21 protein-coding genes are annotated in these 22,209 nt (G+C 61.7%); 9 read left to right on the forward strand and 12 right to left on the reverse strand.

The window, feature by feature from the left end; all coding sequences use genetic code 11:
* Positions 1-66: 66 nt before the first annotated feature.
* The 8 genes from M2396_RS18880 to M2396_RS18915 form a co-directional block, all read right to left on the reverse strand.
* Positions 67-1,587, reverse strand: coding sequence for an aldehyde dehydrogenase family protein (locus tag M2396_RS18880; RefSeq protein WP_150569662.1), 1,521 nt, complete (start codon positions 1,585-1,587; stop codon positions 67-69).
* A 189-nt stretch (positions 1,588-1,776) separates the two neighbouring features.
* Positions 1,777-2,550 (reverse strand): enoyl-CoA hydratase, encoded by a 774-nt coding sequence (locus M2396_RS18885; RefSeq protein ID WP_101318296.1) that lies wholly within the window; start codon positions 2,548-2,550, stop codon positions 1,777-1,779.
* Positions 2,551-2,563: 13 nt separating this feature from the next.
* Positions 2,564-3,691, reverse strand: a complete 1,128-nt coding sequence (locus tag M2396_RS18890; RefSeq protein WP_101318294.1) for an acyl-CoA dehydrogenase — start codon at positions 3,689-3,691, stop codon at positions 2,564-2,566.
* An 8-nt stretch (positions 3,692-3,699) separates the two neighbouring features.
* Entirely contained in the window at positions 3,700-4,893 is a 1,194-nt protein-coding gene (locus M2396_RS18895) for an acetyl-CoA C-acyltransferase (RefSeq protein ID WP_181108347.1), read from the reverse strand.
* A 12-nt stretch (positions 4,894-4,905) separates the two neighbouring features.
* Positions 4,906-5,673 carry an SDR family NAD(P)-dependent oxidoreductase gene (locus tag M2396_RS18900; RefSeq protein ID WP_150569664.1) on the reverse strand — a complete coding sequence of 256 codons (768 nt, stop codon included), beginning with the start codon at positions 5,671-5,673 and terminating at the stop codon, positions 4,906-4,908.
* A 169-nt stretch (positions 5,674-5,842) separates the two neighbouring features.
* A complete protein-coding gene (locus M2396_RS18905) occupies positions 5,843-6,298 on the reverse strand; it encodes a hypothetical protein (protein WP_150569665.1) in 456 nt (151 codons plus the stop codon).
* Positions 6,299-6,808: 510 nt separating this feature from the next.
* The gene (locus M2396_RS18910; RefSeq protein ID WP_150569666.1) at positions 6,809-7,831 is read right to left on the reverse strand and encodes an AraC family transcriptional regulator; all 1,023 of its coding nucleotides are present in this window, start codon (positions 7,829-7,831) and stop codon (positions 6,809-6,811) included.
* Between the two features lie 96 nt (positions 7,832-7,927).
* Positions 7,928-8,797 carry a LysR substrate-binding domain-containing protein gene (locus M2396_RS18915; protein ID WP_188035682.1) on the reverse strand — a complete coding sequence of 290 codons (870 nt, stop codon included), beginning with the start codon at positions 8,795-8,797 and terminating at the stop codon, positions 7,928-7,930.
* 112 nt (positions 8,798-8,909) lie between these two features.
* Here M2396_RS18915 and M2396_RS18920 point away from each other — a divergent pair, with 112 nt between their 5' ends.
* Positions 8,910-10,040 (forward strand): 2-aminoethylphosphonate--pyruvate transaminase, encoded by a 1,131-nt coding sequence (locus tag M2396_RS18920; protein ID WP_150569668.1) that lies wholly within the window; start codon positions 8,910-8,912, stop codon positions 10,038-10,040.
* 1 nt (position 10,041) lies between these two features.
* Positions 10,042-10,869, forward strand: coding sequence for a phosphonoacetaldehyde hydrolase (gene phnX / locus M2396_RS18925; RefSeq protein WP_101318280.1), 828 nt, complete (start codon positions 10,042-10,044; stop codon positions 10,867-10,869).
* 8 nt (positions 10,870-10,877) lie between these two features.
* Here phnX and M2396_RS18930 read toward each other — a convergent pair whose 3' ends face one another.
* Positions 10,878-11,438 carry an NADPH-dependent FMN reductase gene (locus M2396_RS18930; protein ID WP_101318278.1) on the reverse strand — a complete coding sequence of 187 codons (561 nt, stop codon included), beginning with the start codon at positions 11,436-11,438 and terminating at the stop codon, positions 10,878-10,880.
* A gap of 157 nt (positions 11,439-11,595) precedes the next feature.
* Here M2396_RS18930 and M2396_RS18935 point away from each other — a divergent pair, with 157 nt between their 5' ends.
* Positions 11,596-11,814 carry a hypothetical protein gene (locus M2396_RS18935; RefSeq protein ID WP_101318276.1) on the forward strand — a complete coding sequence of 73 codons (219 nt, stop codon included), beginning with the start codon at positions 11,596-11,598 and terminating at the stop codon, positions 11,812-11,814.
* Between the two features lie 51 nt (positions 11,815-11,865).
* Here the strand turns inward: M2396_RS18935 and dnaQ are convergent, their stop codons facing one another.
* Genes dnaQ through M2396_RS18950 form a run of 3 tightly spaced genes read right to left on the reverse strand, consistent with a single transcriptional unit; the run spans position 11,866 to position 13,920 of the window.
* Complete coding sequence (dnaQ, locus tag M2396_RS18940; protein WP_224785558.1) at positions 11,866-12,609, reverse strand: DNA polymerase III subunit epsilon; 744 nt, start codon at positions 12,607-12,609, stop codon at positions 11,866-11,868.
* Positions 12,610-12,667: 58 nt separating this feature from the next.
* A complete protein-coding gene (gene rnhA, locus M2396_RS18945; RefSeq protein ID WP_101318230.1) occupies positions 12,668-13,120 on the reverse strand; it encodes a ribonuclease HI in 453 nt (150 codons plus the stop codon).
* Positions 13,121-13,143: 23 nt separating this feature from the next.
* Positions 13,144-13,920 (reverse strand): class I SAM-dependent methyltransferase, encoded by a 777-nt coding sequence (locus M2396_RS18950; RefSeq protein ID WP_101318228.1) that lies wholly within the window; start codon positions 13,918-13,920, stop codon positions 13,144-13,146.
* A gap of 84 nt (positions 13,921-14,004) precedes the next feature.
* Here M2396_RS18950 and gloB point away from each other — a divergent pair, with 84 nt between their 5' ends.
* The 6 genes from gloB (at position 14,005) to M2396_RS18980 (ending at position 22,209) form a co-directional block, all read left to right on the forward strand.
* Positions 14,005-14,784, forward strand: a complete 780-nt coding sequence (gene gloB, locus M2396_RS18955; protein ID WP_259077272.1) for a hydroxyacylglutathione hydrolase — start codon at positions 14,005-14,007, stop codon at positions 14,782-14,784.
* Between the two features lie 100 nt (positions 14,785-14,884).
* Positions 14,885-16,315, forward strand: a complete 1,431-nt coding sequence (locus M2396_RS18960; protein ID WP_101318225.1) for a lytic transglycosylase domain-containing protein — start codon at positions 14,885-14,887, stop codon at positions 16,313-16,315.
* A 122-nt stretch (positions 16,316-16,437) separates the two neighbouring features.
* The gene (locus tag M2396_RS18965) at positions 16,438-18,267 is read left to right on the forward strand and encodes an extracellular solute-binding protein (protein ID WP_150569672.1); all 1,830 of its coding nucleotides are present in this window, start codon (positions 16,438-16,440) and stop codon (positions 18,265-18,267) included.
* Complete coding sequence (locus M2396_RS18970) at positions 18,264-20,111, forward strand: extracellular solute-binding protein (RefSeq protein WP_259077273.1); 1,848 nt, start codon at positions 18,264-18,266, stop codon at positions 20,109-20,111. The genes M2396_RS18965 and M2396_RS18970 overlap by 4 nt, the downstream gene beginning before the upstream one ends.
* A gap of 1 nt (position 20,112) precedes the next feature.
* A complete protein-coding gene (locus M2396_RS18975; RefSeq protein WP_101318219.1) occupies positions 20,113-21,186 on the forward strand; it encodes a microcin C ABC transporter permease YejB in 1,074 nt (357 codons plus the stop codon).
* Positions 21,187-21,189: 3 nt separating this feature from the next.
* Positions 21,190-22,209: an ABC transporter permease gene (locus M2396_RS18980; RefSeq protein ID WP_101318217.1), complete on the forward strand. Its 1,020-nt coding sequence runs from the start codon at positions 21,190-21,192 to the stop codon at positions 22,207-22,209.

Here is a 22,209-nt window from a genome sequence, read left to right on the forward strand (position 1 = left end):
CGTCTATTGATACACCGTTTCCGGTGTAATGCCATTGCTACTTTAGAACCGGTTGTTACCGCAGGTTCAGAAGAACCCGAGCGGGTTGATGTCGTAGCTGACCAGCAGGTTCTTGGTCTGCTGATAGTGGTCGAGCATCATCTTGTGCGTTTCGCGGCCCACGCCAGACTTCTTGTAGCCACCGAACGCCGCATGCGCTGGATACAGGTGGTAGCAGTTGGTCCAGACTCGCCCAGCCTTGATCCCGCGGCCCATGCGATAGGCGCGGTTGATATCACGCGTCCAGACCCCGGCGCCCAGGCCGAACTCGGTATCGTTGGCAATTGCCAGCGCCTCGGCCTCATCCTTGAAGGTGGTCACGCTGACTACCGGGCCGAAGATTTCCTCCTGGAACACGCGCATGCCGTTGTGGCCCTTGAGCAGGGTCGGCTGCAGGTAGTAACCGCCAGCGAGCTCACCTTCAAGCCGCTCGACCTGACCGCCGGTGAGCAGCTCGGCGCCTTCCTGCTCGGCAACTTCGAGGTAGGTAAGAATCCGGTCAAACTGTTGCTGCGAAGCCTGCGCGCCGACCATGGTCTCGGTGTCGAGCGGGTTGCCACGCTTGATCTTGCGGATCTTCTCCAGCACTACCTGCATGAACTGCGGATAGATCGATTCCTGCACCAGCGCCCGCGATGGGCAGGTGCACACTTCGCCCTGGTTGAAGAACGCCAGCACCAGCCCTTCGGCGGCTTTTTCGATAAAGGCCGGTTCGGCCTGGAGAATATCTTCGAAGAAGATGTTCGGCGACTTGCCACCCAGTTCCACAGTGGACGGAATGATGTTCTCGGCAGCGCACTTCATGATGTGCGAGCCCACCGGGGTGGAACCGGTAAAGGCGATCTTGGCGATGCGTTTGCTGGTGGCCAGCGCCTCGCCCGCTTCGCGGCCATAGCCGTGGACGATATTGAGCACACCGGCGGGCAGCAGATCGCCTACCAGCTCTGCAAGCAGAGTGATCGATTGAGGCGTCTGCTCGGCAGGCTTGAGGATTACGCAGTTACCGGCAGCCAGCGCCGGTGCGAGTTTCCAGGCGGCCATCAGCAGCGGGAAGTTCCACGGAATGATCTGCCCGACCACCCCCAACGGCTCATGCAGGTGGTAGGCCACGGTGTTCTGGTTGATCTCGGCCGCGCCGCCTTCCTGAGCGCGGATGCACCCGGCGAAGTAGCGGAAATGGTCGGCGGCCAACGGCACATCGGCGTTGAGCGTTTCGCGGATTGGCTTGCCGTTGTCCCAGCTCTCGGTGATCGCCAGCTGTTCGAGGTGCGCTTCGATGCGGTCGGCGATCTTCAGCAGAATCAACGCACGGTCCTGTACCGACGTATGCCCCCAAGACTCGGCTACTGCGTGCGCTGCATCCAGTGCAGCGTCGATGTCCTCGGCGCCTGAGCGCGGGAATTCGGCAATCGGCTGGCCATTGACTGGCGAGGTGTTGGTGAAGTACTCGCCCTTGATCGGCGGCACGAACTGACCGTTGATGTAGTTGCCGTAGCGCAGCTTGAACTGCACCAGGGCTCCGGCGGTGCCGGGAGCGGCGTAAATCATGAAAGCCTCGACTGTCCATGGCCCGTCGGCGCGACAGGCAATGAGCCGATACTAGGCAGTGCGAAGGCCTGCTTGAATGATGCGAAGGGCCAAACGCTGTGCTTCCTTGGTCGCAGGTCGGCGGCGGATCCTTGGTACTGACTGGGAGCGGTTGCAGGCATGCGCCGTGCCTGCGACCGCGCGCCGTTTTCAGGCGTCCTTGAACTGCGCCTCGCGCTTGCCGATAAACGCGGCCATGCCTTCTTTCTGGTCGTGAGTCGCAAAGGCTGCATGGAACACCCGACGCTCGAAGCGCACACCTTCGCTGAGGGTGACTTCAAAGGCACGGTTGACGCTCTCCTTGACCATCATGCTGATCGGGATCGACTTGGCGGCGATGCTTGCCGCCACCTTCAAGGCTTCTTCAAGCAACTCGGCCTGAGGGATGACGCGTGCCACCAGCCCTGCGCGTTCAGCTTCCTCGGCGCCCATCAAGCGACCGCTCAGACACAGTTCCATGGCTTTGGCCTTGCCCACGGCGCGGGTCAGGCGTTGGGTGCCACCCATGCCCGGCAACACGCCGAGGTTGACTTCTGGCTGACCGAACTTGGCGTTGTCGGCGGCGAGAATGAAGTCGCACATCATCGCCAGCTCACAGCCACCGCCCAGGGCAAAACCAGACACCGCGGCGATGATCGGCTTGCGCCGGTTGGCGATCCGATCGGACTCGCTGAACAGATCGTCAAGGTAGATCTGCGGGTAGCTGAGCTCGGCCATTTCCTTGATGTCGGCACCCGCAGCAAAGGCCTTGGCTGAACCGGTGAGGACCACGCAGCCGATCTGTGGGTCTTGCTCCAACTGGTCCAGCGCCTGGTTGATCTCGGCGATGATCTGCGCGTTAAGGGCGTTCAGCGCCTGCGGCCGGTTAAGGGTGATCAGGCCGACCTTGCCGTGGATGTCCAGCAGTATGGTTTCGAATGCCATGCAGGTTGCTCCTTCAAAGGTTGCGCGCAATGACCATGCGCTGAATGTCGCTGGTGCCTTCGTAAATCTGGCAGACACGCACGTCGCGGTAGATCCGCTCCAGCGGGAAGTCGCTCAGATAGCCATAACCGCCGAGCGTCTGCAAGGCATCCGAGCAGACCTTTTCGGCCATTTCGGAGGCGAACAGCTTGGCCATCGAAGCCTCCTGCAACGCCGGCCGGCCGGCGTCGCGCAACGCTGCGGCGTGCAGCACCATCTGCCGGGCGACGGCGACGCGGGTGGCCATGTCGGCCAGGCGAAACGCCACGGCCTGGTGCTCGATTAGTGGCTTGCCGAAGCTTTGCCGCTCGCGGGCGTAGTCACGCGCTACCTCGAAAGCCGCGCGAGCCATGCCGACCGCTTGCGAGGCAATACCGATGCGCCCGCCTTCGAGGTTGGCCAGGGCAATCTTGTAGCCCTGACCCTCCTCGCCCAGACGATTGGCCAGCGGTATGCGCACATCGTCGAAGACGATCTGGCAAGTGTCGGAGGCATGCTGACCGAGCTTTTCCTCGACCCGAGTAACCTGGTATCCAGGCGCATCGGTAGGCACGATGAACGCACTGATACCACGCTTGCCGGCAGCCGGGTCGGTGACAGCAAACACGATCACCACCCCGGCATTTTGGCCGGAGGTAATGAACTGCTTGCTGCCGTTGAGTACATAGTGGTCGCCATCCAGCCGTGCTCTGGTTTTCAGGCTACTGGCGTCAGAGCCGGCCTGCGGTTCGGTCAGGGCAAAAGCGCCCAGCATGGCGCCGCTGGCCAGCGGTTGCAAAAACTGCTGCTTCTGTTGCTCGCTGCCGAACTTCAGGATTGGCACGCAGCCCACCGAGTTGTGCACGCTCATGATCGTCGAGCAGGCGCCATCGCCGGCGGCGATTTCTTCCAGCGCCATGGCGTAGGCGACGTAGCCGGTATCGCTGCCGCCCCATTGCTCGGGCACCAGCATGCCGAACAGACCAAGCTCGGCCATCTCGGCAATCGCCTCACGGGGGAAGCGGTGCTCCTTGTCCCACTGTTCGGCAAACGGTTTGAGCCGCTCCTGGGCGAAATCTCGTACCGCATCGGCAATTTGTTGTTGCTCGTCAGTTACCAGCATGGTTCACCTCAGTACAGACATTCAACGGCCATCGCAGTCGCTTCGCCACCGCCAATGCAGATCGCAGCCACACCACGGCGCAGGTTGTTCTGGCGCAGAGCCGATAGCAGGGTCACCAGAATCCGCGCGCCAGAGGCACCGATCGGGTGGCCGAGCGCGCAGGCGCCGCCGTGGACATTGACCTTGTCATGGGGCAGATCGAGTTGCTGCATGGCTGCCAGAGTGACCACGGCGAAGGCCTCGTTGATCTCGAACAGATCCACTTCGGCCAAGCTCCAGCCGGTGCGTTTGAGCAACTTGTCGATGGCACCGATGGGGGCAGTGGGGAACAGTGCCGGTGCATCGGCGAACGCTGCATGGCCGTGGATTACCGCCAGCGGGGTGAGGCCGCGTTGCTCTGCCTGCGAGCGACGCATCAGCACCAGTGCCGCCGCGCCATCGGAGATCGAGCTTGAGTTGGCTGCGGTCACGCTGCCGCCCTCGCGAAATGCCGGGCGCAACTGCGGGATCTTGTCCAGACGCGCCTTGGGCGGCTGTTCGTCGTCGCTGATCAGCCGCGTCTGCTTGCCTTCGGTCACTTCAACGGCAACGATTTCAGCAGCGAAACGGCCCTCTTTGATCGCTGTTTGCGCGCGGGTCAGCGAGGCGATGGCGAAGGCATCCTGGGCCTCGCGGCTAAAGCCACCGGCCTGGGCACAGTCTTCGGCGAAGGTGCCCATCAGGCGGCCTTTGTCGTAGGCATCTTCGAGGCCGTCGAGGAACATGTGGTCGAGCATCCGACCATGGCCCATGCGGTAGCCACTGCGGGCCTTGTCCAGCAGGTACGGTGCATTGCTCATGCTTTCCATGCCGCCAGCCACCACCACATCGGCGCTGCCGGCCAGCAGCAGATCGTGGGCCATGATGGTGGCCTGCATCCCTGAGCCACACATCTTGTTCAGCGTGGTGCAGGTGGTACTTTTATCCAGCCCTGCACCCAAGGCAGCCTGACGCGCCGGGGCCTGACCCAGGCCGGCTGGCAGTACGCAACCAAACAACAACTGGTCGACACTGGCCGGCTCGACACCGGCTCGCTCGACGGCGGCACGAATTGCCGCGGCGCCCAGTTGCGGTGCAGTCAGGCTCTTCAGATCGCCCTGCAAGCCGCCCATGGGCGTGCGCACGGCACTCACAATGACAATTGGATCGTTGGCGAGGGTCATCTGTGCTTCTCCTTAGCGGGCAGCCATGCGCAGGGCGCCGTCGAGGCGGATCACCTCACCGTTGAGCATGCTGTTTTCAATGATGTGCAGGGCCAACGCGGCGTACTCTTGGGGGCGACCGAGGCGCGGTGGGAACGGCACGCCGGCGGCCAGCGAGTCGCGCACCTCCTGAGTCATGCCGGCCATCATCGGCGTTTCAAAGATGCCTGGGGCAATGGTCATCACGCGGATACCAAAACGTGCAAGTTCGCGTGCTGCCGGCAGCGTCAGGCTGGCAACCGCCCCCTTGGATGCGGCGTAGGCGGCCTGGCCGATTTGCCCATCATAGGCAGCCACCGACGCGGTATTGATGATCACACCGCGCTCGCCATCTGCATCCGCCGCGGTATCGGCAATAGCCGCAGCGGCCAGGCGCAGCATATTGAAGCTGCCGAGCAGATTGACGTTGATGACCTTGGCAAAACTCGCCAGGCCATGCGGCCCTTGCTTGCCGAGGATTTTTTCAGCGCCGACGATACCGGCGCAGTTGATCAGCCCGTGCAGGCTGCCAAAGGCAGCGACTGCCGCAGCGACTGCAGCCTGGGCGGCCTGCTCATCACAGATATCAGCAACCGTGAAGCGGGCATTGTCGCCGAGCTCACTGGCCTTGGCCGAAACCGCCTCGGCATTGAGGTCGACCAGCATTACTCGAGCGCCAGCCTGGACCAGCGACTGCGCGGTGGCAGCGCCGAGCCCGGAGGCTGCACCGGTAACAATGAAATTTTTGCCTTGTACATGCATGGGTAGGTTCCTTGCTGGTTCGACCGCAAGAAGCCCGGTATGGACCGGGCAGGCAATGCGCATCGTCGGACTGCTTGGTTATTGTTGATGTGCGGTCCGACGATGTTCGCGCCGCTATGCCCAGCCGGCAATGGCCAAAAGCGTCAACTCGGTTGACTGGTCTGAACGGTCACTCCTGAGCCGGCGAGGTACTGCTCAGGCGCGTCGCGTCCTGCTCCAGCGCTTCACGGGTCAGTTCAAGGCTCAAGGCCTGCAGTGCAGCTTCACGGGCATCAAGCAAATCCTGCCAGCGCTGGGTGTAGTCCTGGCTGGTCAGTTGCTCACGCTCCTGATCCAGTTGCTCGCCTTGCGCTGCATATTCGGCGATGAGCGCATCGAACGTGGTTTCATGGCGCTCCCGCAGGTAGGCTTGCCAGAAGTCCCGCTGACTCAGGCTAGCTTCAGCCTCTGGCAGCAGGTGCTTCGCCCGCACAAGCTGGGTCGCCAGATCAAATGCACAACGCGCATCCTCTGCCAGGGCTGACGCAGCGCGTGCGTCCAGTACCTCATCCAGATGAGTCTGGTAGGCTTTGCCTACATCTACCTGACGGCAAACCTCGACGATACGTGCGTGGTCTCTGCTCACAACCTACACGCCTGCCCCAGTGGCCTGCACGGCCGGATAGACCAGACCAGTGCCCTCGTAAAACGACTCATCTCTCGCGAAGTTCTGCAGTAACCTTTGCAGGGCGGGTTCGCTGACCAGATAAGGTCCGTCGCTCGGCAAGCTGCCAGGATTGAGGGGTGAAATGACGGCGCACGACCTGCCAACACGCCTGGTTCAGGTCCACTGCCAACTCCATCTGGATTGCCAGAGCACGCTCGAGCCTGAGACTGGCAAAATCGTGCAACGGTAAACCCGGGCAAGCAAAGCCGCCATCTGCGTCTGGCTGTGCATGTGCTCGCCATAGGCATCGCGCAGGGCACAGAGGTGCGTGGCAGAAGCCCGCCTCAGCCAGTCCGCAAGGATAGTCCCGATGAACTGATCAGTCGCTTGTTCGATTTTTGCAGGGAGGATGGCATGCGGCCTGGGACTGGATCCTGAAGTCGGAATCCAGCAACCATGGGGCGTGGCGCCTCGAAATTGCAGGGGAAATCAGGGACTGGAGTGGCGGCCTAGGATCAGCGTCCGGTAATGTCCCGGATTGCAGCCAAACCATTTGCGAAACGCTTTATAAAAAGAGCTGGAATCAGCAAAGCCCAAGCGTTCGGCGACTTCATCCAGCGCGACGCCCGGATCGGTCAGCCAGGCTGTTGCCAGCTCGCGCCGCGCACTGTCCTTCAAGCCTTGGTATGTCTGTCCTTCTTCCGCCAGACGCCGACGCAAGGTCGAAGCGGACAGATGCAGTTGCCGCGCCAGGCTGTCGGCATCCAGCCAGTCAGCTGGCGGCAGCCGCAACAGGTCACTGCGGATGCGCCGCGCCAGGCTGTCCGGATCGCGATACCTGACCAGAATATTGCCGGGCGCTTCACCAAGAAAACGTTGCAGGTCATCCGCGCTGCGCTTGACCGGCCATTGCAGGCACTCACTGGAAATCACCATACGTGTGCGCGGTCGGTCGAAGTGCAGGCTCTGCGAGAACATGACGCGGTAGTCGTCGCAGAACGGCGGTTCGCTGCAGCGCAAATCTATGGCCAGGATCGGGATACGGCGCCCGGCCAGCCAGCACGCTACGCCATGCACTATCATCCACAAGGTGAAATAGGTAAAAGCGCGACGAGGCGCCTGCAGCGGCTCCTGGATCACGATCTCCGCCAACCCGTGCTCGCCAGCCAATGCCGGCCGCAAGTCTTCAAGCATCAGTGCAAGAAAATCCAGAACGGTGTGCAGGCCCGCTCCGACAGTGGGCTGCAACATGCTCGCTCGGCAGACAAAAGCGAGACTGCCACGGCGCAGCCCACGCGCATCCATCGCGAAAAACTCATCATTGCAACGACGTGCCAACAGCCGCCACAGACGTGCATAGGCCTGAGCAGGCACCCGCGCCTCGGCTTGCCCCAATTGCTTGGCATCGATGCCCGCGCGCGCCAGCAACGCATGGTCGGCGATCTTGTCTGTGCTTGTCTGCAGCAACGCTTCGCGCACCAGCTGCATGGAAATAGTGTCTTTCTCGCTCATTGTCTGTCCGTAACAGGCTGCTGGCGTCTTAGACCGGCAGTAGAAAAAACCGTCGATTGCCACTCTGAGCTGTAACTGACTGACCCTGCCGGTCTCTCAGGGGGCAACGGCAAGTTCGATAAAGGCCTGGATCAAGCGCAACTCACGACGCCGCTCGAGGCAACCCAGCATGTGTTGATTAAGCAACCCGTCGCCGGCCAGCGGCCGAGCCACCACCCGCGGATCATGCGCGACTTCCATCGACGAGACGATGCCAATACCCAGTTGCGCCGCAACTGCCTCGGTTACCGCCTCGCGGCTGTCCAGCTCAAGCAGCACCCGCGGCTGCAGCCCCGCCTGAGCGCAGGCGCGGTCAAACGTGCGGCGGGTAATTGAAGTAGGCTCGCGCAACACCATGATCTGTTTGTCCAGAGCCTCCAGCGGCAGCGCCTGAGCAGCTGCAGTTGCCGCCCATCGGTGCGCAACCGGCAGCAATGCGCATAGTTGCGACTGGCCAAGGCTACGCAGATAGAGCCCCTTGCGCGGCTCAACTTCGGTAAGCACTGCGACATCGGCATGTTCGCTAAGTAGTGCCGCCAACGTTTCCTGAGCGTTGCCCAAGCGCAGGTTGACGGTGATACCGGGATAACGAGCGCGTAACTGGGCAAGCATTGGCATGACCCGGTGCGGCCCATCGGCGGCCACCTCCAGGCGCCCGGTCAACAACTGGCGGTTGGCCTCAAGCATAGTCTGCGCCTCTTCGGCCAGGCCGAACATCGCGCGGGTAATGGCCGCCAGCCGCGTGCCTTCTTCAGTCAGTTCCACCCGTCGGGCGGTACGCCGCAGCAAGGTGATCTGGTAGTGCTCCTCCAGCGCCTTGACGTGCCCGGTCACCGCCGGCTGGCTGATGAACAGACGTGCTGCGGCGCGGGTAAAGCTGCCTTCACGGGCAACAGCATCAAACGCACGTAACTGGAACAGGTTCATAGCTATCGGCCTGACTTATGGCTGGCATAACAACAAACAATTTGATTGATAGCACGCCCAATTGCAACCTTGATCTCGCAGTCTCAGCCCACCGCTTGCGAGGATTCACGCAATGAGCAATGCCCCGATTCTGCTGACCCCAGGCCCCCTCACTACCTCTCTGCGCACCCGCCAAGCGATGCTGGTGGACTGGGGTTCCTGGGACCGTGATTTCAACCAACTTACCGCCAGCGTCTGCGAACAGTTGTTAGCCATTCTCGATGCCAGCGCCAGCCATCACTGCGTACCGTTGCAAGGCAGCGGCACCTTCGCCGTAGAAGCGGCCATCGGCACACTGGTACCGCGCGACGGCAAGGTGCTGGTGCTGATCAACGGCGCCTACGGTCAGCGCCTGGCCAAAATCTGCAAAGTGCTTGGCCGTCGTTACAGCACCTTCGAAACCGCCGAGGACCAGCCCACTACCGCCGCCGATGTCGAACGGCTGCTGGCAGCAGATGCCGAACTTACCCACGTGGCGCTGATCCACTGCGAGACCAGCACCGGCATCCTCAACCCGCTCAAAGCCATCGCCGATGTAGTGCATAGCCATGGCAAACACCTGATCATCGATGCGATGAGCTCGTTTGGCGCATTGCCGATCGACGCTCGAGAAGTGCCGTTCGAAGCGCTGATCGCCGCTTCCGGCAAATGCCTTGAGGGCGTCCCCGGGATGGGCTTCGTGTTCGCGGAAAAAACCGCCTTGGCAGCCGCCGAGGGTAACTGCCAATCGCTGGCCATGGACCTGTACGACCAGCATGCCTACATGGCCAAGACCGGCCAGTGGCGTTTTACCCCGCCTACCCACGTGGTCGCCGCCCTGCACGAGGCACTCAAGCAATACACCGAAGAAGGCGGCCTGCAGGCCAGACACCAGCGCTACGCCGACAACTGCCGGACGTTGCTCGACGGTATGGCGGCGATCGGCCTGCGCAGCTTCCTCCCGGCTGCCATTCAGGCGCCGATCATCGTCACCTTCCATGCACCGGATGATCCACGCTACCGATTTCAGGACTTCTACGAACGGGTCAAGGCCAAAGGCTTCATCCTCTACCCGGGCAAGCTGACCCAGGTCGAAACCTTCCGCGTTGGCTGCATCGGTGCCGTCGGTGCGCAGGGCATGCAGGCAGCAGTCGATGCCGTGGCCCAGGTGCTGCGGGAAATGCAGGTGCACACCAGCAGTCAACTCTTGAGCGAGGCTCTGTGACATGAACTACACCAACCCAACCCGCCTGCAAGCCGCCATTCTTGACTGGGCGGGCACCGTGGTCGACTTCGGCTCGTTCGCGCCCACGCAGATCTTTGTTGAGGCGTTCGCCGAGTTCGACGTCGAAGTGTCCATTGAAGAGGCCCGCGGGCCGATGGGCATGGGCAAGTGGGACCATATCCGCACCTTGTGCGATCAGCCGGCAATTGCCGAACGCTACCGCAAGGTATTTGGCCGCACGCCAAGCGATGACGACGTGACCGCCATTTATCAACGCTTCATGCCACTGCAAATCGACAAGATCGCCGTGCACTCGGCATTGATCCCCGGCGCACTGCAAACGCTGACTGGGCTACGTGCAGATGGCCTGAAGATTGGCTCGTGCTCGGGTTACCCCAAGGTAGTCATGGACAAGGTGGTCGAGTTGGCCAAGTGCAACGGCTATGTTGCCGACCATGTGGTAGCGACCGATGAAACGCCCAATGGCCGCCCTTGGCCGGCGCAGGCGCTGGCCAATGTGATTGCCTTGGGCATCGATGACGTCGGTGCTTGCGTCAAGGTTGATGACACCGTGCCAGGTATCCTCGAAGGCCGCCGCGCCGGTATGTGGACAGTGGCGCTGGTCTGCTCAGGGAATGCCTTGGGGCTGACCTGGGAGGAGTACCAGGCGCTGGATGCGGGCACACTCGCGCGTGAACGGCAGCGGATTCACGCACTGTTTGAAAGCGCGCGACCGCACTACCTGGTCGACACCATCAACGACCTCCCCGAGGTCGTTGCCGATATCAACCAGCGCCTGGCCAAAGGCGAAATGCCCCAGTCCGCGTAGGAGCGGTGTTATACCGCGCGGTTGAGCTTCACCCAGGCTGCAAACTTGTCGATGAATGCCTGCAGGAACGGCCGAGTCTTGTCATTGAGCTTGCCGGCATCATCGAACAGGGTCGCCGCCCCGCCGATATATGCCTCGGGCATCTGCATGCATGGCATATCGAGGAACACCAGGCACTGGCGCACCGCATGGTTGGCGCCAAAGCCACCCACTGCACCGGGCGAAACGCTCACCACAGCCGTTGGCTTGCCGCCCCAGGCACTTTGCCCATAAGGCCGCGAGCCAACGTCAATGGCGTTCTTCAAGCAACCGGGCAGCGAGCGGTTGTACTCCGGTGTGACGAACAGCACCGCGTCACTACGCTTGATCTCGTCACGAAAACGCTGCCAGGGCTGCGGCGCACCGGCACTCTCTACATCTTCGTTGTACAGCGGCAAATCGCCGATCTCGATGATCTTCAAGCTGAGGCTGGAGGACGCCAGCTCACCCAGGGCCTTGGCCACCTTGCGATTGTAGGAATCCTTGCGCAAGCTGCCGACTACAACTGCTACCGAATACACCTGGCTCATGGCGTTTTACAACCTCTGCTGGTTGATGGAGTTAGTAGTTATAGATGACCGTGTTTCGCCGCCGAGGTTTTTTTCCCATTGCAAGAAAACTTCCCGGCGGTTTCACTGGTCTATGACTGCAGACATTTCTCCAATTTTTCAGAGGTTTCCCCCCAAAATGGCAGCAGTACTGGTCGGCCAATTTCACGCCCGTGACGCCGAAGGCCGAATCTACCCCGTGCACGAATTCCAGGAATCGACCTTTCAGGACGACGGCAGTGCCCATGGTGAACCGATTACCAGCTATCGACTGGCTATTGGCGATCGCGTTCGGCACCTGGGTGAAGATCGCTTCGAGCTGACCCAGAGTGGCGTCGAGATCATCCGCATTCCCTGATTCAGCCTTGCGGCAACCAGCAGGCCACGGAGGGCCCGCATGCAGGCCTGATCAGGCCTCGCTCAGACTCTGCCACAGCGCCGGGCCGCCGGCAGACTTGGCCACCGCCGCGAGACGCTGGGCATGCGCCTCCAGCTCTTCAGCAGAAGCCATCAACACAGGCTGCGGCTGACGCCCGACGATCCGGCGAATCTCACTGCCGTCACTGTCCCTTCCCTCCTCGCCATCAGCACCATGCCCAGCCAGCGACAGGCTGGTCTGGCCACCGGTCATGGCCAGGTAGACATCCGCCAGCAATTCCGAGTCGAGCAACGCGCCGTGCAGCTCACGTCCGGAGTTGTCGATACCGTAGCGTTTGCACAAGGCGTCGAGGCTGTTGCGCTGGCCTGGGTGGCGCGAACGCGCCAGCATCAGGGTATCGAGGATGCCGCAGTGTTTGGAGATATCGGCGCGATCATGCTGGCCAAGCAGAGCGAATTCGTTGTTTATGAAGCCAACGTCGAACGCCGCGTTGTGGATGACCAGCTGCGCGCCCTGAATGAAGTCGAAGAACTCGTCAGCCACTTCAGCGAAGCGCGGCTTGCCGATCAGGAATGCGTCGGTGATGCCGTGGACGCCAATCGCGCCCTCGTCACTCTCGCGGTCAGGCTGCAGATAAACATGGAAATGGCGCCCGGTCAGGCGCCGGCCCAGCACTTCGACGCAACCGATTTCGATGATCCGATGACCCTCGCCAACCGGCATGCCGGTAGTTTCGGTATCGAGGACGACGTATCGGGTGTTCTGCTGCTCCACGGGCGGTGGCTCCAACTGCTACGACAAAAAAGAGCCGGGAGTATACCCCAGTGTCGGATTACTTGTGACGCGCGCGAACTTCGTCGACGCCGCGGTTGGCCAACTGGTCGGCGCGTTCGTTGCCATGATGGCCGATATGCCCGCGCACCCACTTCCAGGTGACCTTGTGCCGGTTGACCTGCTCGTCTAGCTCGCGCCACAGGTCGGCGTTTTTCACCGGCTCCTTGGCCGCGGTCTTCCAGCCGCGCTTCTTCCAGTTGGCCATCCACTCGTTGATGCCTTTCATGACGTACTGCGAGTCGGTGGTCAGCACAACCTCGCATTCACGCTTGAGCGCCTTGAGGCCCTCGATGGCCGCCATCAGCTCCATGCGGTTGTTGGTGGTCTCCAGCTCGCCACCCCAGAGTTCCTTTTCGACGCCCTTGTACACCATCAGCACGCCCCAGCCGCCAGGGCCCGGATTGCCCTTGCAGGCGCCGTCGGTAAACATCTCGATGCTTTCTTCGCTCATGTACTGCCTTAATTCGCTGTAATTTATCGACCCGGATGATGGTCGCGGTTGGCCGGGTCGCGATTGACCTTGGCCAGGGGCAGCGGCAGCAGTTTGCCCATCGGCTCACGCCGGGCCGGTTGCAGTGGCCGCAGGCCGACTACCATCTTGCGCGCTATCAGCAGGTAGACGCCGCCACCTGACATCTGCCAGCCACCGGCTACCCGCTCCCACCCGGTGAGGCGCTGCTGCCAGGCCGGTGAAGCAAGCGGCGGACGATAACAGCCGAAGCGGCGTTTCTCCAGCGCAAAGCCGAGCAGGTTGAGCCAGTCACCGACCCGCGACGGCGGGATGCAACGTGCCTTGCGCAAGGCGCCTTTGCTGAACAGGTGGCGCATGCCCCAACTGCTCCATGGGTTGATACCGACGATCAGCAGATGGCCACCCGGACGCACCGCACTGGCGGCCTGGCGCAGCAGGCCGTGAGGCGATAGGCTGAAGTCCAGCCCGTGCTGCAGCACTACGACGTCCGCCGCATGTTCGGCGAGCGGCCAGGCCTGTTCTTCGCAGACGATTTCAACCCCTGGCAACGGCGCACCGAGGCGCACATTGCGATGCACCTGCTTGGCATGCGGCGGCGCCTCCGCCCCTGGCCCGTAATGCACCAGATAACCACCAAAAAAACGCGCGAGTTCAGTTTCAAGCAACTTTTCTTCTTCGCGCAGCATCAACTGCCCAACAGGGCCTTGAAACCATTCGCGGGCCAGGCTGATCAGCTCGACCCATTCAGGGTCGGCCTGGGCAAAGGCTTGGTCGGTCATTGCGTCTTCCCTCCAAGGTTCTCCCGCCGCACCATCGCGGCTAAGATGCCCTTATGTCCCACGGCAGATGATTCGGATCCGCACATGATACAGATCGATGCACTACCCGCTTTCTCTGATAACTACATCTGGTTGTTACAGGATACTGCCAAACGCCAGTGTGCGGTGGTCGATCCTGGTGACGCCCAACCGGTGCTGGACTGGCTTGAGGCCAACCCAGGCTGGGAGCTGAAGGATATCCTCATCACCCACCATCACCACGATCATGTCGGCGGCGTTGCCGAGCTCAAGCGAGCCACCGGGGCGCGGGTCAGCGGCCCGGCCAGCGAGCAGATCCCAGGCCGTGACCTGGCGCTCGAGGACAATGCCCAGGTCACCGCGCTGGGGCTGACCTTCGAGGTGCTGGCGATGCCCGGGCACACCCTTGGCCACATCGCCTTTTATACCGCACAGACGCCGACACCCGTGCTGTTCAGTGGCGACACGCTGTTTGCCGGCGGTTGCGGCCGTTTGTTCGAGGGCACGCCAGCGCAGATGCACAACTCGCTTGAGCGCCTCGCCGCCCTGCCTGACACCACCGAGGTCTACTGCGCCCATGAATACACCCTGAGCAACCTGCGCTTCGCCAAGGCCGTCGAACCGAGCAATTCGGATGTGCTCGCGCGCTTTGAGGAGGTGACCAGACTGCGCGCAGATGAGCGCATAACGCTGCCTTCCAGCATTGGCCTGGAACGCCTCACCAACCCTTTTTTACGTACCGCAGAAACATCCGTTAAACAAAAAGCAGACGAATGGAAGGGACATTCAAACGAAGGCCAAGCTGCTGTTTTTGCTGCCTTGAGGTCTTGGAAAGACGGCTTCTGATAACCTCAAGATATATCGTAATTGAGGGGCAAAGGTTGACCCGGGCAAAAGCGGTTCCTAGAATCGCCCAACTTTTTCACCCGGATACCTGCCCCAGCCGATGCCTTCCAGTAGCCGCAGAACCTCGCAATCCGTCGCTTTGACGCGCCTCGCACAGATCAGTGCGCTGGCCCTGGCTGCCACTTTGGTGGGCTGCCAGAGCACCCGTCAGGTAGATGAATCCGAAAGCGTTCGCGCGCACAACTATCAGGCCCGGATCAAGCACAAGCCGGCCCCGTTGATCATGGCCAAGCCCAAGCAGCAGGCGCCCCAGGATGTCTGGGAACGCATGCGCCAGGGCTTCGCGCTGCAGGACACCATCGACGTCAATCCGCGCATCGAGCAACAGCGCCTGTGGTTCGCCAGCAACCCGCGTTTCGTTGAAACCGCCGGCGAGCGCGGCAGCCTGTACCTGCATTACATCGTCGAGCGCCTCGAAGAACGCGACATGCCGCTGGAGCTGGCCCTGCTGCCAGCGATCGAGAGCGCCTACAACCCGATGGCGTATTCCCGTGCCCATGCGGCCGGCATGTGGCAGTTCATCCCCTCGACCGGGCGCCACTTCAATCTGCGCCAGACCAACTTCTACGATGGCCGCCGCGACGTCACAGCATCGACCAACGCTGCACTGGATTATCTGAGCCGTCTGCACGACATGTTCAACGGCGACTGGCTGCTGGCCCTGGCGGCCTATAACGCCGGTGAAGGCACCGTCAGCCGCGCTATCGAACGCAACGAAAAACTCGGCCTGCCGACTGATTACTGGAACCTGCCGCTGCCGCAGGAAACCCGCGACTACGTGCCCAAGCTGCTGGCCCTGTCGCAGGTGGTATCAACACCTGAATCGTATGGCGTCAACCTCAACCCGATCGCCAACGAACCGTACTTTGCCGCCGTCGCCATCAATGACCGCCTCGACCTGTCGCGGGTCGCAGCCTTTGCCGATATCGATGAAGACGAGCTGATCCAGCTCAACCCGGCATTCAAGAAGCGCATGACGGTCGACGGCCCGCAACAACTGCTGGTGCCGACTGCCAAGGCGCAGTTGCTCTCGGCCAGCCTGTCCAACCTGAACCCTGAACAGTTGCTCAGCCTGCAACCACGCAAGGCCGTGTTCGAAGCCGCTGTCGCCGAAGCCAGCGCACCGGCCACGCGCAGCTACCGAGTCAAGCGCGGTGACAACCTGGGCAGCATCGCCAAGGCCAACCGGGTTTCGGTCAAGGATATCCAGCGCTGGAACAAGATCTCCGGCAATCGCCTCAAGGCCGGCCAGGTCCTGGCCATGCGCGGTGGCAATGCGCCCTCTGCAGCCGCCAACCGGGTTGCTTCGGCCAAGCAGCGCTCGACTCAGTACAAGGTCCGCAAGGGCGATTCACTGTACCTGGTGGCCAAGCGTTTCAACGTCGAAATGCAGCACCTCAAGCGCTGGAATCCGCGCAGCGGGCATGCCCTCAAACCAGGCCAGACCCTGACCGTCTACCTCGGCCATTGATCCTCCCGGGGCTGTCACCCAGCCCCGCTTGCAGCCCCCTCTCGCATCACTCTTTTTCCAATCCCGCCAAGCTGTTACTGTAGCCCGACCAAAGCCCAACGCCTTCTGGATCGGATGCCGATTTGATACGTCCCCTCCTGCTGTCCTTCAGCCTGGCCTTGAGCTTCCCCGCCGCCGCCACCGTCAGCGAGAGCCACGGTTACGCGCAGTTCGGCACGCTCAAATACCCAGCCACATTCACCCACTTCGATTGGGTCAACCCGCAAGCGCCCAAGGGCGGAACCTTGCGGGCCATGGCATTTGGCACGTTCGACACGCTCAACCCCTACACCTTCAAAGGGTCGAGCCCGGTCACAACGCCAAATTTCCTGCAATATGGTGTCAGCGAGCTGAACGAGACGCTTATGGTCGGTACGGGGATGTACGATCCGTCCGGCGATGAGCCAACCTCAAGCTACGGCCTGATTGCGCGCTCGGTCGAGTACAGCGAAGACCGCAGCTGGGTGGTGTTCAACCTGCGCCCAGAGGCACGCTTTCACGACGGCAAGCCGATCACCTCGGCGGACGTGGCGTTCTCCTATCGCACCCTGCTCAAGGACGGCCACCCGCTGTACCGCACCAACCTGCAGGAAGTGCAGCGAGTCGACATTCTCGGGCCGTTGCGCATTCGCTTCGTGTTCAAGCGTGCCGGCAACCCGTTGTTGATCCTGCGTCTGGGTGAGATGCCGGTACTGCCCAAGCATTACTGGCAGAAGCGCGACTTCAAGGCCACCACCTTCGAGCCACCGCTGGGCAGCGGGCCCTATCGCATCACCGAGGTGCAGCCGGGGCGGCGCCTGGTATTCAAGCGGGTCAAGGATTACTGGGGCAAGGACCTGGCGGTCAATCGCGGCAAGTACAACTACAACCGCGTCGAATATGAGTTCTACCGCGACGCCACGGTCGCCTTCGAAGCGTTCAAGGCCGGCGAGTTCGACATCTACATCGAACATCAGGCGAAGAACTGGGCTAACAGCTACAACTTCCCTGCAGTGCGCCGTGGCGAGGTGATCAAGGCGCAGATCCCGCACCGCATCCCGACCCAGACCCAAGGGCTGTTCATGAACAGCCGCCGCGCCACGTTCAGCGACCCGCAGGTACGCCAAGCGCTGGGTTTGATGCTCGATTTCGAGTGGACCAACCGCGCCCTTTTCAGCAGCGCCTATCGGCGCTCGACCAGTTATTACCCAAACAGCGAGTTTGCTGCCAGCGGCCTGCCGACCGGCAAGGAGTGGCTGCTGCTGGCGCCGTTTCGCGACGAACTGCCGGCCAAGCTGTACACCGAGCCCTACCAGGTCAGCCATACCGACGGCAGCGGCGTCAGCCGCCAGACCTTGCGCGAGGCCCTGGCCCTGCTGGGCAAAGCCGGCTGGAAGCTGGACGGCCAACGCCTGGTGGACGCCAAGGGCAAGCAGTTCCAGATGGAGTTGTTGCTGGTGAACCCCAATCTAGAACGGATCCTGCAACCTTATGTCGAAAATCTGGCGAGCATTGGCATCGATGCGCGCTTGCGCACGGTAGACCGCGCCCAGTACAAACAACGGCTGGACCAGTTTGATTTCGACATGATCCTGATGACCCTGAACCAGACCCTCAGCCCAGGCCTCGAGCAATGGCTGTACTTCCATTCCAGCCAGGCTTCGACCAAGGGCAGCAAGAACTATGCGGGGGTAAAAGATCCGGTGGTCGACCACCTGCTCGACACCCTGCTCGCTGCCCGCACCCGCGATGACCAGGTCGCCGCCGCGCGTGCGCTGGACCGGGTGCTGTCGTGGCATTACTACATGATCCCCAACTGGTATCTGGACAATCATCGCCTGGCCTACCGCAATCGGTTCGCCTTCGTCACCACGCCGCCCTACACCCTGGGCCTGAACAGCTGGTGGCTCAAGACTTCGGAGAAAGCCAAATGATGCCGCACCGCCTGCGCCAACTGGCCGGCAGCCTGCTGCTAACCTGCCTGAGCCTTCCCGTGCTGGCTGCCCCGCAGCACGCCTTGACCCTGTATGACGAGCCGCCCAAGTATCCGGCCAGCTTCCAACACTTCGACTACGTCAACCCAGATGCGCCCAAAGGCGGCACCTTTCGCCAGTCCGGCTTTGGCGGTTTCGACAGCCTCAACCCGTTCATCAACAAAGGCGTGGCTGCAGAAAACGTCGGCAGCATCTACGACACGCTGATGCGCCAGAGCCTGGACGAGCCGTTTACCGAGTACGGCCTGGTTGCCGGCAAGATAGAGAAGGCCCCGGACAACAGCTGGGTGCGCTTCTACCTGCGCCCGGAAGCACGTTTCCATGACGGCCACCCCATGCGTGCCGATGACGTGGTCTGGACCTTCAACACGTTGGTCAGCCAAGGCGCCCCGCTGTACAAGGTGTACTACGGTGACGTCGCCGAGGTCATTGCCGAAGACCCGCTGAAAGTGCTGTTCAAGTTCAAGCACAAGAACAACCGTGAGTTGCCGCTGATCCTTGGCCAACTGCCGGTACTGCCCAAGCACTGGTACGAAAACCGCGAATTCAACCGTGGCAACCTGGAAATTCCTTTGGGCAGCGGTCCCTACCGGGTTGCCGAGGTCAAGGCCGGTCGTTCGGTGCGTTTCGAGCGGGTCAAGGACTATTGGGCCAAGGACCTGCCGATCAACCGCGGCATGTTCAATTTCGACGTCATGACCTTTGACTATTACCGCGACAGCACCGTTGCCCTTGAAGCGCTCAAGGCCGGCCAGTTCGACTACAACCTGGAGATGGCGGCAAAGAACTGGGCAAACGCCTACAACGTGCCCGCCGTACGCGAAGGCCGCCTGATCAAGGAAGAGCTGCCCAACGGCAACCCGACCGGTATGCAGGGCTTTGTCTTCAACCTGCGCAAGCCAATGTTCCAGGACGTGCGCGTGCGCAAGGCGCTGAGCCTGCTTCTCGACTACGAGTGGACCAACAAGCAGCTGTTCAACGGTGCCTACACTCGCACCAGCAGTTACTTCGAGAACTCCGACATGGCGGCCACGCAGCCGGCCACGCCGGATGAACTGAAAATCCTCGAGCCGCTGCGCGGCAAGATTCCCGAGCAGGCCTTTACCGAGGTGTTCAAGAACCCGGTCAGCGACGGCAGCGGCATGATCCGCGAGCAGCAACGTCAGGCCTACAAGCTGCTGCAGGAAGCGGGCTGGAAAATCGTCGACGACAAGATGGTCGATGCCCAGGGCAAGCCGGTGGTGATCGAGTTTCTGCTCGCACAGACGGAGTTTGAACGCGTGCTATTGCCGTTCAAACGCAACCTGGCAGACCTCGGCATTGAGCTGACCCTGCGCCGGGTCGAGGTGCCGCAGTACATCAACCGTCTGCGTTCGCGCGACTTCGACATGATCGTCAGCGGCTTCCCCCAGTCCAGCTCGCCGGGTAACGAACAGCGCGAGTTCTGGACTTCGGGCGCCGCCGACAACCCCGGTAGCCGCAACTTCATCGGCCTGCGCGACCCGGCCATTGACCAACTGGTCGAGCAACTGATCAACGCCGACTCACGTCAGAGCCTGATCAACCACGCCCGCGCCCTCGACCGCGTGTTGCAGTGGGGCTACTACGTGATCCCCAACTGGCACATCAAGACCTGGCGGGTGGCCTACTGGAACCACATCGGCCACCCCAAGGTCTCGCCCAAGTACGATGTCGGCATCGACACCTGGTGGATCAAGCCTGATGTGAAACCGGCCGTGACCACGCAGCCTGCGCCAGAGACCACGCCGAGCGAGGCCAACTGACATGCTCGCCTATATCCTGCGGCGCTTGCTGCTGATCATCCCGACCCTGTTCGGCATCCTGGTGATCAACTTCATCATCGTCCAGGCCGCGCCCGGCGGCCCGGTCGAGCAGATGATCGCCAAACTCGAAGGCTTTGACGGCGCGACCAGCCGCATCGCCGGCGGCGGCGCCGAAGTCTCGGTGGCCGGCTCCAACTACCGCGGCGCACAGGGCCTGGACCCGGCGCTGATCGCTGAAATCGAACACATGTATGGTTTCGACAAGTCCGCCCCGGAGCGCTTGTGGATCATGGTCAAGAACTATGCCCAGCTCGACTTCGGCGACAGCTTCTTCCGTGATGCCAAGGTCATCGACCTGATTGCCGAAAAGATGCCGGTGTCGATCTCGCTCGGGCTGTGGAGCACGCTGATCATGTATCTGGTGTCGATCCCGCTGGGGATCGCCAAGGCGGTGCGCCACGGCAGCCACTTCGATGTCTGGACCAGCTCGGCGATCGTGGTCGGCTATGCCATCCCGGCGTTTCTGTTCGCCATTCTGCTGATCGTGCTGTTCGCCGGCGGCAGTTACTTCGACTGGTTCCCGTTACGCGGGCTGACCTCGAACAACTTCGACGAGCTGTCCACCACTGGCAAGATCCTCGATTACTTCTGGCACCTGGTGCTGCCGATTACTGCACTGGTGATCGGCAACTTCGCCACCATGACCCTGCTGACCAAAAACAGCTTCCTCGATGAGATCAACAAGCAGTATGTGGTCACCGCCAAAGCCAAAGGCCTGAGCCGGCAGCGGGTGCTCTACGGGCATGTGTTCCGTAACGCCATGCTGCTGGTGATCGCCGGCTTCCCTTCGGCATTCATCGGCATCTTCTTCACCGGCTCGTTGCTGATCGAGGTGATCTTCTCCCTCGACGGCCTTGGCCTGATGAGTTTCGAAGCGGCGATCAACCGCGATTACCCGGTGGTCTTCGGCACCCTGTTCATCTTCACCCTGCTCGGGCTGGTGGTGAAACTGATCGGCGACCTGACCTACACCCTGGTCGATCCGCGCATCGACTTCGCCAGCCGGGAGAATTGACCAATGGCCCTGTCCCCGCTCAATCGACGGCGCTTCGAGCGCTTCAAGGCCAACCGCCGAGGCTGGTGGTCGCTGTGGCTGTTCCTGATCCTGTTCGGCCTGAGCCTTGGCGCCGAGCTGATCGCCAACGACAAACCGATTGCCGTGCGCTACGACGGCGAGTGGTACTTCCCGGCGTTCAAGCGCTACCCCGAGACCACCTTTGGCGGTGAATTCCCGCTCGAAGCCAACTACAAGAGCCCTTACATCCGCGATCTTCTGGAGAAGAAAGACAGTTTTGTGCTGTGGGCGCCGATCCCGTTCAGCTACCAGAGCATCAACTACGACTTGAAGGTGCCAGCGCCCGCGCCGCCCTCGGCGGACAACTGGCTGGGCACCGATGACCAGGGCCGCGATGTCATGGCGCGGGTGATCTACGGCTTCCGCGTTTCGGTATTGTTTGCCCTGACCCTGACCATCCTCAGCTCGATCATCGGCGTCATTGCCGGGGCTCTGCAGGGCTTTTATGGTGGCTGGGTCGACCTTGCCGGCCAGCGCTTCCTGGAGATCTGGTCAGGCTTGCCGGTGCTGTACCTGCTGATCATTCTGGCCAGTTTCGTCCAGCCCAACTTCTGGTGGCTGCTGGGGATCATGTTGCTGTTCTCGTGGATGAGCCTGGTCGATGTAGTCCGCGCCGAATTCCTGCGTGGGCGTAACCTGGAGTATGTGCGCGCGGCGCGCGCCCTGGGCATGCGCAACGGCGCGATCATGTACCGGCACATTCTGCCCAACGCAATGATCTCGACCATGACCTTCATGCCGTTCATCCTCACCGGCGCCATCGGTACCCTGACCGCGCTGGACTTCCTCGGCTTTGGCCTGCCCGCCGGTTCACCGTCGTTGGGTGAGCTGGTTGCCCAGGGCAAATCCAACCTGCAGGCACCATGGCTGGGCATCAGTGCCTTCGCCGTGCTGGCCGTGATGCTCAGCCTGCTGGTGTTTATCGGCGAATCCGCCCGCGACGCCTTCGACCCGAGGAAATAA

Source organism: Pseudomonas sp. BIGb0278 (assembly GCF_024809895.1).
Classification (GTDB): domain Bacteria; phylum Pseudomonadota; class Gammaproteobacteria; order Pseudomonadales; family Pseudomonadaceae; genus Aquipseudomonas; species Aquipseudomonas shirazensis.

Bases quoted from the DNA above. Each gene is read 5' to 3' on its own strand.
- M2396_RS18930 (WP_101318278.1), bottom strand. From the start codon at position 11,438: ATGAGCCAGGTGTATTCGGTAGCAGTTGTAGTCGGCAGCTTGCGCAAG.
- M2396_RS18895 (WP_181108347.1), bottom strand. From the start codon at position 4,893: ATGACCCTCGCCAACGATCCAATTGTCATTGTGAGTGCCGTGCGCACG.
- rnhA (WP_101318230.1), bottom strand. From the start codon at position 13,120: ATGAGCGAAGAAAGCATCGAGATGTTTACCGACGGCGCCTGCAAGGGC.
- M2396_RS18910 (WP_150569666.1), bottom strand. From the start codon at position 7,831: ATGAGCGAGAAAGACACTATTTCCATGCAGCTGGTGCGCGAAGCGTTG.
- M2396_RS18980 (WP_101318217.1), top strand. From the start codon at position 21,190: ATGGCCCTGTCCCCGCTCAATCGACGGCGCTTCGAGCGCTTCAAGGCC.
- M2396_RS18975 (WP_101318219.1), top strand. From the start codon at position 20,113: ATGCTCGCCTATATCCTGCGGCGCTTGCTGCTGATCATCCCGACCCTG.
- M2396_RS18890 (WP_101318294.1), bottom strand. From the start codon at position 3,691: ATGCTGGTAACTGACGAGCAACAACAAATTGCCGATGCGGTACGAGAT.
- M2396_RS18885 (WP_101318296.1), bottom strand. From the start codon at position 2,550: ATGGCATTCGAAACCATACTGCTGGACATCCACGGCAAGGTCGGCCTG.
- M2396_RS18950 (WP_101318228.1), bottom strand. From the start codon at position 13,920: ATGACCGACCAAGCCTTTGCCCAGGCCGACCCTGAATGGGTCGAGCTG.
- M2396_RS18920 (WP_150569668.1), top strand. From the start codon at position 8,910: ATGAGCAATGCCCCGATTCTGCTGACCCCAGGCCCCCTCACTACCTCT.
- M2396_RS18900 (WP_150569664.1), bottom strand. From the start codon at position 5,673: ATGCATGTACAAGGCAAAAATTTCATTGTTACCGGTGCAGCCTCCGGG.
- gloB (WP_259077272.1), top strand. From the start codon at position 14,005: ATGATACAGATCGATGCACTACCCGCTTTCTCTGATAACTACATCTGG.
- M2396_RS18960 (WP_101318225.1), top strand. From the start codon at position 14,885: ATGCCTTCCAGTAGCCGCAGAACCTCGCAATCCGTCGCTTTGACGCGC.
- M2396_RS18915 (WP_188035682.1), bottom strand. From the start codon at position 8,797: ATGAACCTGTTCCAGTTACGTGCGTTTGATGCTGTTGCCCGTGAAGGC.
- phnX (WP_101318280.1), top strand. From the start codon at position 10,042: ATGAACTACACCAACCCAACCCGCCTGCAAGCCGCCATTCTTGACTGG.
- M2396_RS18935 (WP_101318276.1), top strand. From the start codon at position 11,596: ATGGCAGCAGTACTGGTCGGCCAATTTCACGCCCGTGACGCCGAAGGC.
- M2396_RS18880 (WP_150569662.1), bottom strand. From the start codon at position 1,587: ATGATTTACGCCGCTCCCGGCACCGCCGGAGCCCTGGTGCAGTTCAAG.
- M2396_RS18970 (WP_259077273.1), top strand. From the start codon at position 18,264: ATGATGCCGCACCGCCTGCGCCAACTGGCCGGCAGCCTGCTGCTAACC.